Below are 15563 nucleotides of genomic sequence, written 5' to 3'. Positions count from 1 at the left end.
ATACACCAAAATATACATTACGAATATATATGAATATATAAATTTAATATGAGGTGTAATATGGATGATTTAATATATAATCAAAGATTCTGGCCTGACAGAGGCAATGTAATGAGAGCGGAAGATGCTGTTATTGAAAATATAGACATGGATAACAGAACAGGATTTGTAACAATATCCTACAGAGATACTAATGACTACTGCATGAATGAACAGGTTGTAGTGCTGACAGTTGACAGGGATACAGTAATTAGGGATGCATTTGGTAACCCTATGTCCTTCAGGGATTTGAGGCAGGGAATGACAGTGGATGTAGAGTTCTCAGCAATGATGACAAGAAGTATGCCTCCCCAGTCAAGAGCTTACAGAATAACAGTTGTAAACAGCATGGAAGAAACTCATGTTACAGAAGGAATGGTTCTTGATGTTGATTTAAATAACAGATTTTTGTACACTGGAAATCCTAACGATATATACAGCCAGATAAGATTTGTTATCACTGATTCCACTGTAATCAGAGACAGAAGAGGAAGACAAATAAGGCTGAGAGATTTGAGAATAGGAGATTTTGTAAGAGTAATACATGCAACATTCATGACCATGAGCATACCGCCTCAGACTACGGCTTTTGAAGTACAGGTTTTGTAGTCAAAACAAAAAGACCGCATTTGCGGTCTTTTGTTGTTTATATAAATAAGTTTACGTTGGATTCTTCAGCATCGCCCAGGTATGTTCCTACACCTGCAAATTCAACGCCGTCAATTAATTCTTCCTTTGTTATTCCCATTACATCCATTGACATGGTGCATGCAATCATTTTAACTCCGTTGTCCATTGCCTTTTTAACCAGGTCTTCCAGAGAATCAATGTTTTTGTCCTTCATTACCTTGCGCATCATTGCTGTTCCCATTCCGCCCATGTGCATTTTGGAAAGCTTCAGTTTGCTTACGCCTTGAGGCATCATCATTCCAAACATTGCATCAATAAGAGGTTTTTTGACATTTTGTTTTTCTGTTTTTCTCAACACGTTCAATCCCCAGAATGTGAAGAACATTGTAACAGGTCTTCCCATGGCTGCTGCACCATTGGCAATTACAAATGATGCCAGAACCTTATCCATGTCACCGCTAAAAACTACTAATGTTTTTCCGTCATTTGCCGGAACAGGAACCTGGATATTGCTTGCTGCTACTAAAGTTGCAGCAGGAGCGTTGTTAATTCCTTTCTGAAGAGTAACTACATTTAGTTTTCCCTTCTTTTCAACGCCCAGAAGAGTGTTTCCTGTTCTGCGGCACCATGTTTCCACGTCTTTTGCAAAACCTGAGTCTGTTGCGGAAACTTCAATAATATCTCCGTCTTCAACTTTCTTAATTGTTTCATAGACCTTCATTATAGGTCCAGGGCACTGAAGTCCGCTGCAGTCAACCTGTATAGAGGCTTTTGCTTTTGGTGCTGCAGCGTTGTTAAAATTTACTTTTACTTCTTCCTGTGCTGCAGGCGGTGTAATCATTCTGTTATCTGTCTTGTTGAAGAAATTGTAGTACACCTGTTTGTAGAAGTTAGTTCCAGCAGGGTATACAGTTACATTTTTAAATCCGTTTTCCATCAATGTTCTTGCTGCATTGTATGAACGAACTCCTACTGCACAGAACACAATTATTTTATCATCCTTGTTGAGCTCATTTAATCTTTTTCTCAGCTGTCCAAGTGGAATATTTACAGAGTTTGGAATTTCTAGAACCATCAGCTCAGCTTCTTCACGAACGTCAAGAATTGTGACATCATTTTTAACTTCAGGATTGATGTCGTTCCATTTAGATAATTTTACTTTGTTTTGAATTATATTTTCAGCCACAAATCCAAGCATGTTTACAGGGTCTTTTGCTGAAGAATATGGAGGAGCATATGCCAGTTCAAGTTCCTTGAGGTCATAAATGCTTCCGCCCAGACGTATGGTTGTTGCAATTGTATCAATTCTCTTGTCAACTCCGTCTTCTCCCACTATTTGAGCTCCGAAGATTTTCTTGCCATCAGCTGAGAACACAAGTTTCAAAATCATTTCCGAAGCTTCAGGATAGTAACCAGCATGTGACTTCTGGGAGATTATAGCAGTAAGGTAGTCTTTGCCTTCAGTCATGCCCATTTTTATTAATGTCTTTTCGTTTGTACCTGTTGAAGCAACTGTAACATCAAATACCTTTGCAACAGATGTTCCCTGAGTTCCTTTGTATTCTTCGTTGGCACCGTAAATGTTGTTGGCGCATATTCTTCCTTGTTTGTTTGCAGGACCTGCAAGAGCAATCATGGCTCTTCCCTTGTTTATATATTCTTCAACCTCTATAACATCCCCAAGGGCATAAATATTCGGATCTGAAGTTTTTAGATACTTATCAACTACAATTGCGCCTCTCTGGTTTATTTCAAGATTTGCATCCTTAGCAAGCTGTCCGTTTGGACGTACACCTATGGATAAAATGACCATGTCTGCATCAAGAGTTCTTCCGCTTGCCAAAGTTATAGTAACTTTTCCGTTTTCGCTTTTGAATTTTGAAACACCATCTCCAAGAATGAGATTAATCTTGTTTGCAACCATGTTGTTTTGAACAAGCTGTGCCATTTCATAATCAACAGGTGCCATTACCTGGTCCATTGCTTCAGCTACAGTTACTTCAAGGCCAGCGGCATGGAGGTTTTCAGCAACTTCTAATCCTATGAAGCCTCCTCCTATTACAACTGCATTCTTAGGTTGTCTTTCGCTTATAAATTTTTTGATTTCATCAGTGTCTGGAACTGTCCAGAGGGTGAATATTCCAGGAGAGTTTATTCCTTCAATAGGTGGCTTAAGAGGTGAAGAACCAGTTGATACTACCAGAGTGTCATAGCTTTCTTCATAAGTTTCACCTGTTTTTACTTTTTTAATCTGAACTTTCTTGTTTTCTTTGTTTATGGATATAACTTCAGAATCTATTCTTACATCAACGTTGTATTTTTTTGACATGGCTTCCGGAGTTGTTACCAAGAGAGAGTCTCTTTCCTTAATAACATTTCCTATATGGTAAGGAAGTCCGCAGTTAGCGTATGAAATGTATGAACCTCTTTCAAACATAATGATCTGTGAAGTTTCGTCAAGTCTTCTAAGTCTTGCAGCTGTAGAGGCTCCCCCTGCTACGCCGCCGATAATAACTATTTTTTTACTCATCATTTCCTCCTATTTTTTATTGCAGAATTTCTTCAACAATATGTCTTACTTCTTGATTTTTGATTTTATAAATTATTTCTGTTCCGTTCCTGTCTGCAGAAACAATGCCTGCAGATTTTAGTTTCGCAAGGTGCTGTGACACTGTTGGCTGAGGAACATCTATGCAGCACTGAATTTCAGTCACATTGCTTTTTTCTTCCTTTATTAGCATTGCCAATATGCACAGCCGTACAGGATGTGCAATTGTCTTGAACATCTCTGCTTTTTCAGCCAGAAGATGCTTTGTTTTTTCTTTGTCATTAAAGTCTATCATAATCTACCTCGTTAACATTCTTATATTAATATATTAGCATATTTGAATATAATGTCAAGAGGAAATGTAAAAAAATAAACAATATTTTTTGATTGTGGAATATGCAAGTATTTTATGCTAAAATTATAATAATATAAAAATAATCACATTTGATGAATGGAGCTGAAATATATGAAGGAAATTTATTTGGCCGGCGGATGTTTTTGGGGACTTCAGGCCTACATGGACTTAAGGAAGGGAATAGTTGAAACTGTGGTTGGATATGCCAATGGAAACACAGAAAACCCAACTTACCAACAGGTTTGCACCAACACAACAGGTTATGCTGAGACAGTCTATATTAAATATGATGAAAATATAATCACACTTGAAAAAATACTTCAGGATTTCTGGAAAGTTATAGACCCTACGCTCATGAACAGACAGGGAGGAGATGTGGGAACTCAGTACAGGACAGGAATTTATTACACAAATGACGAAGATTTAACAACCATAAACAAGTCTGTGGACCAGGAACGAGAAAAATACAACAAGCCCATAGTTACAGAACTGGAAACTCTTAAGAATTTTTATCCTGCAGAGGAATACCATCAGAAATATCTTGAAAAAAATCCAAATGGATATTGCCACATAGACCTGACACTGTAGAGGCACTTATGTATTCAATGGATGAGCTTAAAAAATTCACTTCAAAATGTCAAAAGTGCAGGCTGGCAGAAACAAGGACAACCGTTGTTTTCGGTGAAGGCAATGAACATGCAGACATAATGTTTGTAGGAGAAGGTCCCGGATACAACGAGGATGTGCAGGGCAGGCCCTTTGTAGGAAAAGCAGGTCAGCTGCTTGATAAGATGATTGGAGCAATAAATTTAAAGCGTTCGGATGTATATATTGCCAATGTGGTAAAATGCAGACCTCCGGAAAACAGAAATCCCATGGATGATGAAGCAGAATCATGCATTGATTATTTAAGGTGGCAGGTAAAACTCATCCGTCCTAAAATAATTGTGTGTCTGGGGGCTGTGTCTGCCAAGAAGCTCATTGACCCAAACTTAAGCATAAGCAGGCAACGAGGGGTATTTGTAAAAAAAGGAGATATTTTTTTCATGCCAACGTACCATCCATCATACCTCTTAAGGAATGAATTAGCTAAAAAGGATTCCTGGGAAGACTTTAAAAGCATTGCAGCAAAACTAAAGGAACTGAAAAATGAAGAAAAATAAAGCAACCAGCCTGTAGCTGGTTGTATTTTTTATTTTACTGCGGCACTTATGTAGTTGTCTTTTACAGTCTCAAGGAGTTCCTTGATGTTTTTCCCGCTGAGGTAATCATCCACATATTGTTTGTCAAATATGAGAGGCATGCGGCTGTGTATGTAGTTCAGGGAAGGATGAGCGTTCTTTGTTATTATTGTGTAGTAAATATCGGTATCATTGTCGTCAAACAGGCTAAGTTGCCTGTCCTTGTGGCGAACCACACTGTAAAGTCCCGCCATGTAAAGAATGGAGTCTGGATTTTTTATCATATACTTTGTTTTAAAGGTTTTTTCGTTTTTCCATTCAAAATAATAAGAAGCAGGAACAATACACCTGTTTGTGGAAGCCAGGTTTTTAAACATCTGTCTTTCGTGGACAGATTCCATTCTTGCGTTTATTATTATTCCTTTTCCGTCCCACTTTGGGAATCCCCATTTGGCAAGTATTGGCCGGGTATTTTTCTCATCGTGAATCAATATGGGAGCCACATTTGAAGGAAATATTTCCCCGTTCTTGTACTCCGGGTAAATGATATTTTCTGCTTCATCAGCAATTTTTTTGATTTCTTTGTCATCAATATCCATATAATATCTTCCGCACATAAAAACCACCTCACCTTATTATTGCATTCAATTTGTTTTATTTCAATAAAAATTTGCATGAACAAAAATAGGTTTTTTTCGTCTATAAAGCTAGGAGGCAATTATGAAAAAACTGTTATATATATTATTGATTATTAGTTTTGTATTGATAAGCGGCTGTACAGCTAAAGAAGCACCTGACGCAGCAGGGGCATATGAAGCTGCCATAGACAAACTTTACAACGAAGACGAGGCACTGAACCTGAATATCAAGTACCTAGCTGTGGACACAACAAAAATGAAAAATATCACAGAAGAAAGCAAAAAGGTGTTTTTAAAGAACCTTGAAAAATATGGGCTGACAGTTCTTGATACCACTAGCGAGGAACTTGAAAAGAACGGATATATAAAGGACACAAATTTTGAGGAAGGAATATTGTTTAAACTGGAAGATGAAAAAATGAAGAACAATACCATCAAAATGGATGTTTCAAAATTTCGTTCAGGACTGGGAGCCATAGGCTATGAAGGCATGGAGCTTAAATACAGAAACGGAAAATGGGAAATCAAAGATCCAGGAAATCCCTGGATAAGCTAGATTTCATGCAGCGGCACCAGAATAATGAGAATGCAAGCCGCCAATTATAATTGACGGCTTTATTTCATTATATTATGCTTCCTGTTTGATCAGATTGTAAACTCTTTCTGCAATATGCATCATTCCCAGTTCCTGATACTTTTCAAGTGTTGGAATTGCAGTTTCCTTGTCATAGGAACATGCTTCGTAATACTTGTCAAGAGCTGCTTCCATGTCTGCAACTCTTCCTGCCGGAGGACCTCCGGTGGCAGGCTCCGTCATAAAGCGTTTAGGAAGTCGGTCATCTTTTCTTCTAAATCCCCGGATGTAATTTATTGCCCTTTCAAGTGCAATTGTTCTTTCAGCAGTTCTAAGAAGTTCATACTTGTCAATTTCAACGCCTGTTATGGCCTTATAAAGTTCTGCCATGGTGGAAGGTTTCATTTCCGCATTTATTACATTAAAGTCACAAATTCCAGCAAGGTTTGTTACAACAAAGCATTCCTTGAGAGCTTTTAGCCACGTCTTGTCTTCTGTGTCGCTGAAAGGATCCTTAGGCTCAGTTATGTCCAGATCAGGATATAAATATCCGAATGCATCGATGGTTGCAGCATAAGGCCTCATGTGGCAGGCACCGCGCTCGCTTGTTCCGAAGGAAATTGTCATGGAGGAAGATCCTCTCGGGTCAGTTGCTGAAATCTCCATGCCTTTAACAGCCATTACATAGTCCATGGCCTTGCCGCCGATTTTTTTGGCTGCAGCAAATGATCCGTCAGCATACAAGTCACCGCATCCTTCACGAAGGCACATTTTCCTTAGCATCTCTGCCATTGCCGGACCGTTTCCGAAGTTCATTTCAAGGCCGTCGGTCTGTTCCTTGGTGATTATACCTTTTTCATACCATTCCATTATTGCACTGATTGTGGAGCCTCCTGATATGGAGTCTATTCCATATATTGTTGTGTAATATCCTGCCATACATATGCTTTCATAATCTGAAACTCCGCATCGAGGACCAAATGCAGCAAGAGATTCATATTCCATTTCTCCTACTTCCACATCTCCCATTACAACATATTTGTGACAGCCAAGTTGGCAAGCATAGCATGTTCTCCTGGTCACCTTGTATTTGTCTGTATTGTTCCAGAGATTGTATGGCAGAACCTTTTCAATTTCCTCAAACTTGTTGTTGATGAAGTTCCTTGTAGGGAGTATTCCGAAATCATCAGCACCTCCAACCCATGCAGGTGTGCCGTAGCCGTGAACAGGTCCCCAGGTATATGCTTCTTCACGAAGTTCTCTTATAGAATTTTTGAAAGCCATTTTAAATGCATCCGTGTCTGCAATTTCAACTTTGCCGGTTCCACGCACTGCAACAGCCTTAAGGTTTTTGCTTCCCATTACAGCTCCAGCACCGCCTCTTCCTGCAAAACAGTCATCGCTGAATATGCAGGCAAGACTTGACAATTTTTCACCTGACTGACCTATGCAGCATACCTTGATGTCATGACCTTCAGCTTCCTTTATGGCCTCTGTTGTTTCCCTGGTATTCATTCCCCAGAGGGAGGATGCATCCTTTATTTCGACCTTTTCATTGTCTATTAGTAAATATACAGGATTTTCTGCTTTCCCAGTGAACGCCACAGTGTCGTAACCTGCAAATTTAAGCTCTGCTCCAAAGTGGCTCCCCATGTTAGAGGCTCCTATGGTGTTTGTCAGTGGAGACATGAAACACACGCTAGTACGAGATGCCGAAGGAGCAGGAGTGCCTGTCATGGGGCCAGTGTTGAAGCTCAGTAGGTTTTCCGGTGAAAGAGGATCTGCATCAAGAGTCATGTTATTCCACAGAAGAGCAATACCGTAGCCTTCACCGCCTAAGTACCTTTTGATGTAATCAGCATTTAAGTGTTCCTTTTTAATGTTTCCACTTGATAAGTCTACTTTTATTATAGAGTTCATATATCCTTTCATGTTAACCTCCTACCACGACAGTGCCTGGCGGGGGCATGCAGAAACACATTCGGGCAATCCGCCGCACAAGTCACATTTAAATGGTTTGACTTCACCGTCAAAATCAGTCATAACAATTGCACTGAAAGGACATGCTTCTGCACATGAACCGCAGCCAATGCAGCCTTCACCTATAACAACTGCCCCGGAATAGGCGTTGCGGGCAATTATTTTTTCCGGGCAAGCTTCTGCACATGGCATATCAAAGCATTGCTGACATACAGTGATTTTGAATTTTCCAAGCTGTCCAAGTTCTGAAATTTGAATACCTCTTGTCTGAGGTGACACTGCTTCCGTGTGAATGAGGGAACAAACCGCTTCACAGCTCCTGCATCCCTGGCACACTTCCTTGTTCGTCTTAACTTTAATTACTCCTGGTTTCAATTTACACCTCCTGATTTTTTTAACCGCCGCCGCCAATGGGAAAGAGATAAAGTTCATCGCCTTCCTGAAGAACATATGACTTGTTTTTAAGGCTGCCGTTTACGCTGCTTTTAGTCCAGATTCCACTCACGGAAATATTCATGAATGTTATGGCTTCTGCTATTGTGAAATCGTTTGGAAGCTCTACAATCTTTTCCCTGAAACCGCATGAGGCAGCCAAAAGTCCAGTCAGTCTTACTTTAACTTTCATAACAGCTCCTTTCTAAATAAAAATACAAAAATACCACAGCAATAACATGCTGCGGCTCCTTTTCAAAAAGGGGGGCGAACAGATTGCTCCATCCACCTGTCGTTCTCAAAGGCCCTGTGGGTCTATGAGAATCGGAGCTATTCTAAATAAATTATAAAGGTTATTGTAACTATAAGGTCAAGAAATATTTTCTGAGAAAATTAAATTTTAACAGGAATTTGCAGCTTAAAAAACATACCTCTTTCATTTTCGATAAAATCGGGCAAATCAACAATTACTTCACATATGTAATCGCCTGTAATTGTGTAGTTTCTTAAACTTGCTTCATCCAACAATTTGTTTGCATAGGGTATTTCCATTTCAAATTTGTTGCAGTAAATAGAGAGGTATGTGTTGGGTGGTATTGAACTTACAAGTTTTTCAGGAACATGCTCTATGTCTACAAACACAAACAGTTTATCAGATACATAGTTTCTACTTAGAATATTTTCGTGAGAAACAGTGCTTCCTGCATTGCAGAAATAAGTGCTGCGAAGACCCTGGCTGTCCATGTCTTCCTTCATCTTTCTAAGCTGTTCCTCATAGACTTCAATTCCGAAGTTGTAAAAATTCGTGTCGGTTTTATAGCTGTAAATCCATCTTTTATCAATAAATTCAAGCACAATTGTTCCGTCGGGAGGTGAAGATTCGTATCTTTCATAATTTTCAACTGCATGCGTCAGAGCTATTTTTTGATGCTGAAGAGATTCTATCTGGTTGTCGATTTGAAGTTTTTTCTGTTCCAGTACATGTTTTGTTAGCTTAACATCACAATTTTTAAGCTGATTGTAAATATCGTTCAAGCTCATTCCAAGGGACTGCATATACTGAATCATATCAAGGCGTGCGCTTTGCTTGATGGAATAAAATCTGTAACCTGTAGCTTTGTCCACATCCACAGGCTTTAATAAGCCTATTTTATCATAGTAGCGAAGCGTTTGCTCAGACACGCCGTTTGCCCGCGCCATCTGTCCGATCGTCAACTTGTTCATAGCTGCCTCCTGAAATATTTATAATAAAATCATATCAAAATTTTGAAATAATTCAATAAAATTTTGCGTCATCTACTGGAAAAATTTTATCATATTATTACATTATTCATGATTGACTTTAATAAAATTAAAGTGTATATTTAAAATTGTTAAATATAATAATGAAGTAATATTAAATAAAAGATGAGGTGGCAGTATGGGTGTTGATGTGTTGCCGGAATGGCTGAATAATCTTGAGGAAGAAGATATATCATTTATCAAGAAGTTTTTGATGTCATCAGGCTCTCTAAAAGAAGTGGCTGCAATATACGGGGTTACATATCCAACGGTAAGGCTTAGGCTGGACCGTTTGATTCAAAAAATACAAATAAGTGAAGACAATGCAAAGGAACCGTACATTTCACTTATAAAGAGAATGGCTGTCAATGAAAAAATAGATTTTGAAACAGCTAAAATATTGATTTCTGAATATAAAAAATTAAAGGAGATTGAATGATGAGTAAAGTATTGGTGTTTTTAATAGCTGCTGTAATTATTATAGTGCTTTTAGCAGCTCTTCAAATATTTCTTTCCATGAGCAAAAACAAATACCTTGGGCTGATTCTTCCTGCCATAAATCTTCTGGTTGCAGCGTTCATGTCTTTTGGAAGCATGATATATACTGGAGATATTGCTCCCATTTTAGCAGCATTTGCCGTATTTTTGATTCCTTCAGTCATAAATCTGGCAATTTACAAGGCCTGCAGAGAAAAAATCAAGGAAAAAAACAAACAGGAAATAAACAAGATGAATATACAGGATTTAGAATAATACCATAATAAACAAAAATCGCTGGCGTACCAGCGATTTTGTTTTGTTTATTTTGCTGCAGATTGACCGGCAATGCGTCCAAATACCGTGATGTCGGCTATGGCATCGCTTCCCAGTCTGTTTGTTCCGTGAATGTCTCCTGTTACTTCACCAGCTGCATACAATCCTTTTATTGCTTCACCATTTTTGTTTAAAACCTGTGCTTCTGCATTGATTTTAATTCCGCCCATTGTGTGATGAACAGCAGGCTTGGATACCATTATATAGTATGGTCCCTGACCAAATTCCACCAATGTTCCTCTTTTGTTGAATTCTTTGTCAACGCCGTCTTTTGCATACTGATTGTAGTTTTCAACTGTTTTCTTAAGCTCTGTTGCATCTATTTCAAAGAATGCGGCAGCTTCTTCTATTGTGTCTGCCTTAACTAACTGTTTTCTTGCAATCAAGCCGTTGTATTCTGACTCATGAGTAACTGCCATACCTGAATCTGTCATGGCTGATTCATCCCAGAACATGTAGGATACTCCGCCTGTCTGCTCAATTACCGCATTTGAAATTACATCTCTTCTTTCAAGCTCTTCAACAAATCTTTTTCCTTCCTTGTTTACAAGGATTGCTCTTCCTTCCAGACGTACATCACCTACATATAAAAGTGAACCTGATTGTGTATCGCATGTTGGGTAAGTCTGAATGTATTGCATGTCTACAAGCTCAGCACCGATTTTTTCTGCTAATGTAATTCCGTCTCCGGTGCTTCCTACTGAATTTGTTGAAAGTATTTTTTCATTCATGTTTTCATTGAATTTCATTCTCATATCAAGATTTGCACCAAATCCGCCGGTTGCAATTATAACACCTTTATTTGCATTGTATGTTATTGTCTGGCCGTCGTGGACTGCCTTCACACCTGTTACCTGCCCGTCAGCATTTTGAATTAATTCTGCTGCAGTGGTATTTTTATGGAGCGGTATATTTTTTTCTGCAAGTTTTGCGTTTAATTTGTTTATCATTTCATACCCTGTTGCATTTTTTGGAACCAAGCTTCTTTCAACTGAATGACCACCAAAGAACAACATGTAATCTTCAAAAACCATTTTAATGTCATCCTTCAGCCAGTTTGCTCCAGCCAGGGCATTGTCAGCAAGAATTCTTACGAGTTCAGGATTGCCTTCGTTGTCTCCGCCTTTTAATATGTCTGCATAAAACTTATCAGCACTGTCTTCGATTCCTTCTTCAACCTGAATCCAGTTTCCCGGAGCAGCGTATTCACCGCCTGAAAGAAGAGTGTTTCCTCCGATTATTGGCATTTTTTCAAGGACAATTACGCTTGCTCCATTATCGGCAGCTGTTATTGCAGCAGTAAGTCCTGCACCACCTGCACCGATTACTATAACGTCTGAAGTGTATTCTGATTCTCTTTTTTCCTTTTCAACTTTTCCTGAGGAAACAAGCACGCTTTTGTCAGCTCCTGTTTTTGAAAATGCATCAGCAACTGCTGTTCTGAATCCTGCTGATGTTATTGTAGCCCCTGTAACACCGTCAACATCAAATTTGTTTGTTGCAATCATTTCTTCAGTCATGATGGACATTGCTTCATTCAATCCTTCTGTTTCATGTTCTTCTTTAACCTTTATATCGGAAATTTTGTTGTCGGTAATTGTTAATTCTACTACAATATTTCCGCCCTTGCCTGTTCCTGTTCCTTCATATGTTCCATCAATAGATGATTCCTGAGCAGTCTCCTGTGATGGTTTTTGAGTGTTTGCCTGGCTGCAGCCTGTAATTCCAAGCACCATTGATAAAGCAAGCACTATAGATATTAATTTTTTCATTTTTCCTCCCGTTTGTTTATAATTTATATATTGTTTTTCGTTTCACATTGTAGTATAATTTCAAAGCTTTGTCTTTATAATATGAAATCGCAATATTTAACTTTTACGAACTATTGAGGTAAAAATGAAACTACAAAGAAAATTAACCGCTTTTTTTGCAATATGTCTGACAGCAATATTCTCAATTGCAGCTGTTATTATAAGCATACGCATCGACTACACAAACAGCAGACTTACAGAAAATCTTAGCACACAGCTCATTGAATCAAAAGCAAATGAAGCAGGAGCATGGCTGGCCCAAAGAATCAGGGAGCTTCATACAATCAGCCGAACTCCGACAGTAGTTTCCATGAATGATGAAGCAATCAAAGCATACATTAATCAGCTGAGCAATGACATGGATTCCTATTACGGAAACAACTATGGAACATTTTCAATAAACAAGCTTGATGGACTTGAATATATCAATGAAAACCAGACAATCGACGTTTCGGACAGAGAATATTTCAAAAGAATTTTAAATTCTGATGATGAATATGTAATAAGTGAACCTATTGTATCAAAAACAGACCAAAGCTTGATAACTGTGGCCTGTTATCCCATATATAACAACAGTTCTGAAAAGATAGGATTTGTAGCTGCTGCCATTTCACTTAAAAAGCTTACTGAAATAACGGACAACCTTTCTTTTTATAACGGAAAATCAATGATTGTGGACAGTTCAGGCACCATATACACACATACGGACGAGGGACTGTCAGAATCATTGATTCAGGACATAATTGCTCATATTCCGAAAAACTCTGACGGAAATCTTACCAGTGAAAAAATGTCCGAAGAAAACAAAGGTTATGTTGCATTTTATGCTCCCATTCCAAACAGCCCTGACTGGTATCTCTGCACATCGGTTGAAAGGGCAGAACTGTACAAAGACACAAGGATTTTAAATGAATCACTCATAAGTATGTGGATTCTTCTTTTGCTTGTTGCCATAAGCGTGAGTTATTTTGTAAGCAACGCTGCAACTAAAAGGATTGCAGTATTGAGCAGTGCCATGGAGAATGTCAGGAAAGGAAATCTGGAAACAAAAATTACGTTGCCGGGAAATGACGAGCTTTCAAATCTGGCGGATGATTTCAATGTTATGGTTGTCGACATCAAGGAATTGATGAATCAATCATATGAACATCAAAAGGAAAAGAGGCAAAGGGAACTTCAGGTTTTACAGTCCCAGATAAACCCGCATTTTCTTTACAACACTCTGGATACATTGCAGTGGAAAGCTTTAGAATATGGAGCTCATGAAATGGCAGATCTTATAATGTCTCTGTCTTCATTTTTCCGTATTTCACTGAGCAAGGGGAGAGAATTCATAACTATTGAAAAGGAACTGGAACATGTGAAAAGTTATCTTAGCATACAGCAGCACCGCTACAGAGATATTTTGAATTATGAAATCAGTTGTGATAAAGGATTGTATAAATTGTGCCTGCCCAAAATTCTGATCCAGCCCTTGGTTGAAAATGCAATATACCATGGAATTAAACCAAAGCTTAAAAGAGGGAACATATCTATAAACATTTTTGAGGAACATGAAAATTTAAATATAGTGGTTGAAGATGACGGTGTTGGAATTCCAGAGGAAAAACTAAGAAATATAAGGGATAATCTTCATAAACACCTTACAAGCAGCAATTACGGCCTTTACAATGTCAGTCAACGCATATATCTTCATTATGGAGACAAATACGGTTTAAATATAGAAAGCAGAGAAAATACAGGAACAAAAATTACTGTAAGTCTGCCCATGATAGAGGAGGATGAAGTAAGTGTATGATATATTAATATGTGATGATGAGTCAACAATCAGAAACGGACTTAAACATCTCATTGAATCAAGCACCATGAAGTTTAATGTTGCCGGAACTGCTTCAAATGGATTTGAAGCGTTAAGGCTCATAAAGGAAATAAAGCCTGAAGTGGTTTTGATTGACATAAACATGCCGGGACTTACAGGTCTTGAGGTTATGCGCGAGGTGTTTGTTCATGCACCATTTACAAAATTCATAATTATTTCCGGCTATGATGAATTTCAATATGCACAACAGGCTATTCAGCTTAAGGCGTTTGATTACCTGCTTAAACCAATTGACAAGAAAAATTTGTTTATTGTAATAGAAAAGGCATGCAATTGTGCTGTGAAGGAAAAAAAATTATGTACAGATTATCAGGCAGTTGAAAATTCTAATATTACAGATGAAGCAATTGACTATATATATAAGAATTACAGAGACAGTGAACTGTCTCTATCCAATATTTCAAAAGACCTTCACGTGAGCGAATCATATCTCACAAGAATAATAAAAAAGAAAACAAACATGAGTTTTTCTGAATTTCTCACAAAGCTTAGGATGGAGGAAGCAATATCACTAATTCTTTCAGACTCGTCCATATCAAGCCTGAACGTATCAGAGAAAACCGGATACAAGAGTCAGCATTATTTCTGCAAAGTTTTTAAATCATATACGGGAATGACTCCAACTGAATACAGAAAAAAACATATGTAATGAAAATAAAAGAAGAGCGCGCCAAATTTAAACTTTGTCATCAACCTAAAGAGAAGAGCTAATGCTCTTTTTTTTGTGAAAAATATATTGCATTAAATCCTTTTGTGATTTATAATGACTATAAATACAAATATAGTCAAATAGTACAAGGAGCAAAAGATGCCAAAGTCATATTCTTCCCAGGAAAAGGAATACATTGTAAAAAGGTTAAAAGAGGAGGCGTTTCAGTGCCTTAATTTGTATGGAGTAAAAAAAACCACAGTTGATGAACTGGTAAGACGCGTAAACATACCTAAAGGCACATTTTATTTGTTTTATGATTCAAAGGAAATACTGCTTTTTGATGTTGTAAATGATTTGCACGATGAAATTCAAGAACAATTGTTAAAGGAAGCAAACCTCATAAAAGAAAAAATAACTTCACAAAATCTTACAAACCTTCTTTTTAAAATATATAAGAAGGTGGACGATACATTTTTTTTGAAAATGATGACAAATGGAGAAATGGAACTTTTGATGCGAAAGCTTCCAAATGAAATTGTGGAGAAGCACTTCAGAGATGATTATGTAATGATGGAAAAGTTCATGGAATTATTTCCTCATGTAAAGGAAAAAAACGTGCAGTATTTCAGCGGTGCATTGAGAGGTGTATTTCTTACCATGCTTCATAAAAGGGAAATAGGGGAGGAAGTTTTTGACGGTTCCTTGAAATTGATGATTAATGGTTTGGTAATTCAATTGATGGAGGAATAA

General features: G+C 37.9%; 17 protein-coding genes. 9 read left to right on the top strand and 8 right to left on the bottom strand.

What is annotated here, in order from left to right; all coding sequences use genetic code 11:
• Positions 1-60: 60 nt before the first annotated feature.
• Positions 61-648: a hypothetical protein gene (locus BN358_RS19515; RefSeq protein ID WP_019230221.1), complete on the top strand. Its 588-nt coding sequence runs from the start codon at positions 61-63 to the stop codon at positions 646-648.
• 37 nt (positions 649-685) lie between these two features.
• Here BN358_RS19515 and BN358_RS19510 read toward each other — a convergent pair whose 3' ends face one another.
• Both BN358_RS19510 and BN358_RS19505 read right to left on the bottom strand, forming a co-directional pair.
• Positions 686-3199: an FAD-dependent oxidoreductase gene (locus BN358_RS19510; RefSeq protein ID WP_019230220.1), complete on the bottom strand. Its 2514-nt coding sequence runs from the start codon at positions 3197-3199 to the stop codon at positions 686-688.
• A gap of 16 nt (positions 3200-3215) precedes the next feature.
• Entirely contained in the window at positions 3216-3512 is a 297-nt protein-coding gene (locus tag BN358_RS19505) for a helix-turn-helix transcriptional regulator (protein ID WP_019230219.1), read from the bottom strand.
• Positions 3513-3683: 171 nt separating this feature from the next.
• Here BN358_RS19505 and msrA point away from each other — a divergent pair, with 171 nt between their 5' ends.
• Both msrA and BN358_RS19495 read left to right on the top strand, forming a co-directional pair.
• Entirely contained in the window at positions 3684-4160 is a 477-nt protein-coding gene (gene msrA / locus BN358_RS19500) for a peptide-methionine (S)-S-oxide reductase MsrA (protein WP_019230218.1), read from the top strand.
• 8 nt (positions 4161-4168) lie between these two features.
• Positions 4169-4735: a uracil-DNA glycosylase gene (locus BN358_RS19495; RefSeq protein WP_019230217.1), complete on the top strand. Its 567-nt coding sequence runs from the start codon at positions 4169-4171 to the stop codon at positions 4733-4735.
• 29 nt (positions 4736-4764) lie between these two features.
• On the opposite strand, the gene BN358_RS19490 is transcribed toward BN358_RS19495, so the two are convergent.
• Complete coding sequence (locus tag BN358_RS19490) at positions 4765-5370, bottom strand: SOS response-associated peptidase family protein (RefSeq protein WP_019230216.1); 606 nt, start codon at positions 5368-5370, stop codon at positions 4765-4767.
• Between the two features lie 103 nt (positions 5371-5473).
• Here BN358_RS19490 and BN358_RS19485 point away from each other — a divergent pair, with 103 nt between their 5' ends.
• Positions 5474-5947, top strand: coding sequence for a hypothetical protein (locus tag BN358_RS19485; RefSeq protein ID WP_019230215.1), 474 nt, complete (start codon positions 5474-5476; stop codon positions 5945-5947).
• A 72-nt stretch (positions 5948-6019) separates the two neighbouring features.
• Here the strand turns inward: BN358_RS19485 and BN358_RS19480 are convergent, their stop codons facing one another.
• The 4 genes from BN358_RS19480 to BN358_RS19465 all read right to left on the bottom strand — a co-directional run bounded on the left by BN358_RS19480 (position 6020) and on the right by BN358_RS19465 (position 9601).
• Positions 6020-7897 (bottom strand): aldehyde ferredoxin oxidoreductase family protein, encoded by a 1878-nt coding sequence (locus BN358_RS19480; RefSeq protein WP_019230214.1) that lies wholly within the window; start codon positions 7895-7897, stop codon positions 6020-6022.
• Positions 7898-7906: 9 nt separating this feature from the next.
• Complete coding sequence (locus BN358_RS19475) at positions 7907-8320, bottom strand: 4Fe-4S dicluster domain-containing protein (protein WP_019230213.1); 414 nt, start codon at positions 8318-8320, stop codon at positions 7907-7909.
• A gap of 19 nt (positions 8321-8339) precedes the next feature.
• Positions 8340-8570, bottom strand: coding sequence for a MoaD/ThiS family protein (locus BN358_RS19470; RefSeq protein ID WP_019230212.1), 231 nt, complete (start codon positions 8568-8570; stop codon positions 8340-8342).
• A 200-nt stretch (positions 8571-8770) separates the two neighbouring features.
• Complete coding sequence (locus tag BN358_RS19465; protein WP_019230211.1) at positions 8771-9601, bottom strand: helix-turn-helix domain-containing protein; 831 nt, start codon at positions 9599-9601, stop codon at positions 8771-8773.
• A 196-nt stretch (positions 9602-9797) separates the two neighbouring features.
• Here BN358_RS19465 and BN358_RS19460 point away from each other — a divergent pair, with 196 nt between their 5' ends.
• Positions 9798-10097 carry a DUF2089 family protein gene (locus BN358_RS19460; protein WP_019230210.1) on the top strand — a complete coding sequence of 100 codons (300 nt, stop codon included), beginning with the start codon at positions 9798-9800 and terminating at the stop codon, positions 10095-10097.
• Positions 10094-10411, top strand: a complete 318-nt coding sequence (locus BN358_RS19455; RefSeq protein WP_019230209.1) for a hypothetical protein — start codon at positions 10094-10096, stop codon at positions 10409-10411. The genes BN358_RS19460 and BN358_RS19455 overlap by 4 nt, the downstream gene beginning before the upstream one ends.
• 47 nt (positions 10412-10458) lie before the next feature.
• On the opposite strand, the gene BN358_RS19450 is transcribed toward BN358_RS19455, so the two are convergent.
• On the bottom strand, positions 10459-12243 hold the full coding sequence (locus tag BN358_RS19450; protein WP_019230208.1) for a flavocytochrome c: 1785 nt from the start codon (positions 12241-12243) through the stop codon (positions 10459-10461).
• Between the two features lie 124 nt (positions 12244-12367).
• Here BN358_RS19450 and BN358_RS22610 point away from each other — a divergent pair, with 124 nt between their 5' ends.
• The 3 genes from BN358_RS22610 to BN358_RS19435 all read left to right on the top strand — a co-directional run bounded on the left by BN358_RS22610 (position 12368) and on the right by BN358_RS19435 (position 15563).
• Positions 12368-14080, top strand: a complete 1713-nt coding sequence (locus tag BN358_RS22610; RefSeq protein WP_019230207.1) for a sensor histidine kinase — start codon at positions 12368-12370, stop codon at positions 14078-14080.
• Positions 14073-14810: a response regulator gene (locus BN358_RS19440; protein ID WP_019230206.1), complete on the top strand. Its 738-nt coding sequence runs from the start codon at positions 14073-14075 to the stop codon at positions 14808-14810. The genes BN358_RS22610 and BN358_RS19440 overlap by 8 nt, the downstream gene beginning before the upstream one ends.
• 159 nt (positions 14811-14969) lie before the next feature.
• The gene (locus tag BN358_RS19435) at positions 14970-15563 is read left to right on the top strand and encodes a TetR/AcrR family transcriptional regulator (RefSeq protein ID WP_019230205.1); all 594 of its coding nucleotides are present in this window, start codon (positions 14970-14972) and stop codon (positions 15561-15563) included.

The sequence above is a fragment of the Sedimentibacter sp. B4 genome (assembly GCF_000309315.1).
Lineage (GTDB): Bacteria > Bacillota > Clostridia > Tissierellales > Sedimentibacteraceae > Sedimentibacter > Sedimentibacter saalensis.
This window is presented reverse-complemented; position numbering and strand designations above follow the sequence as displayed.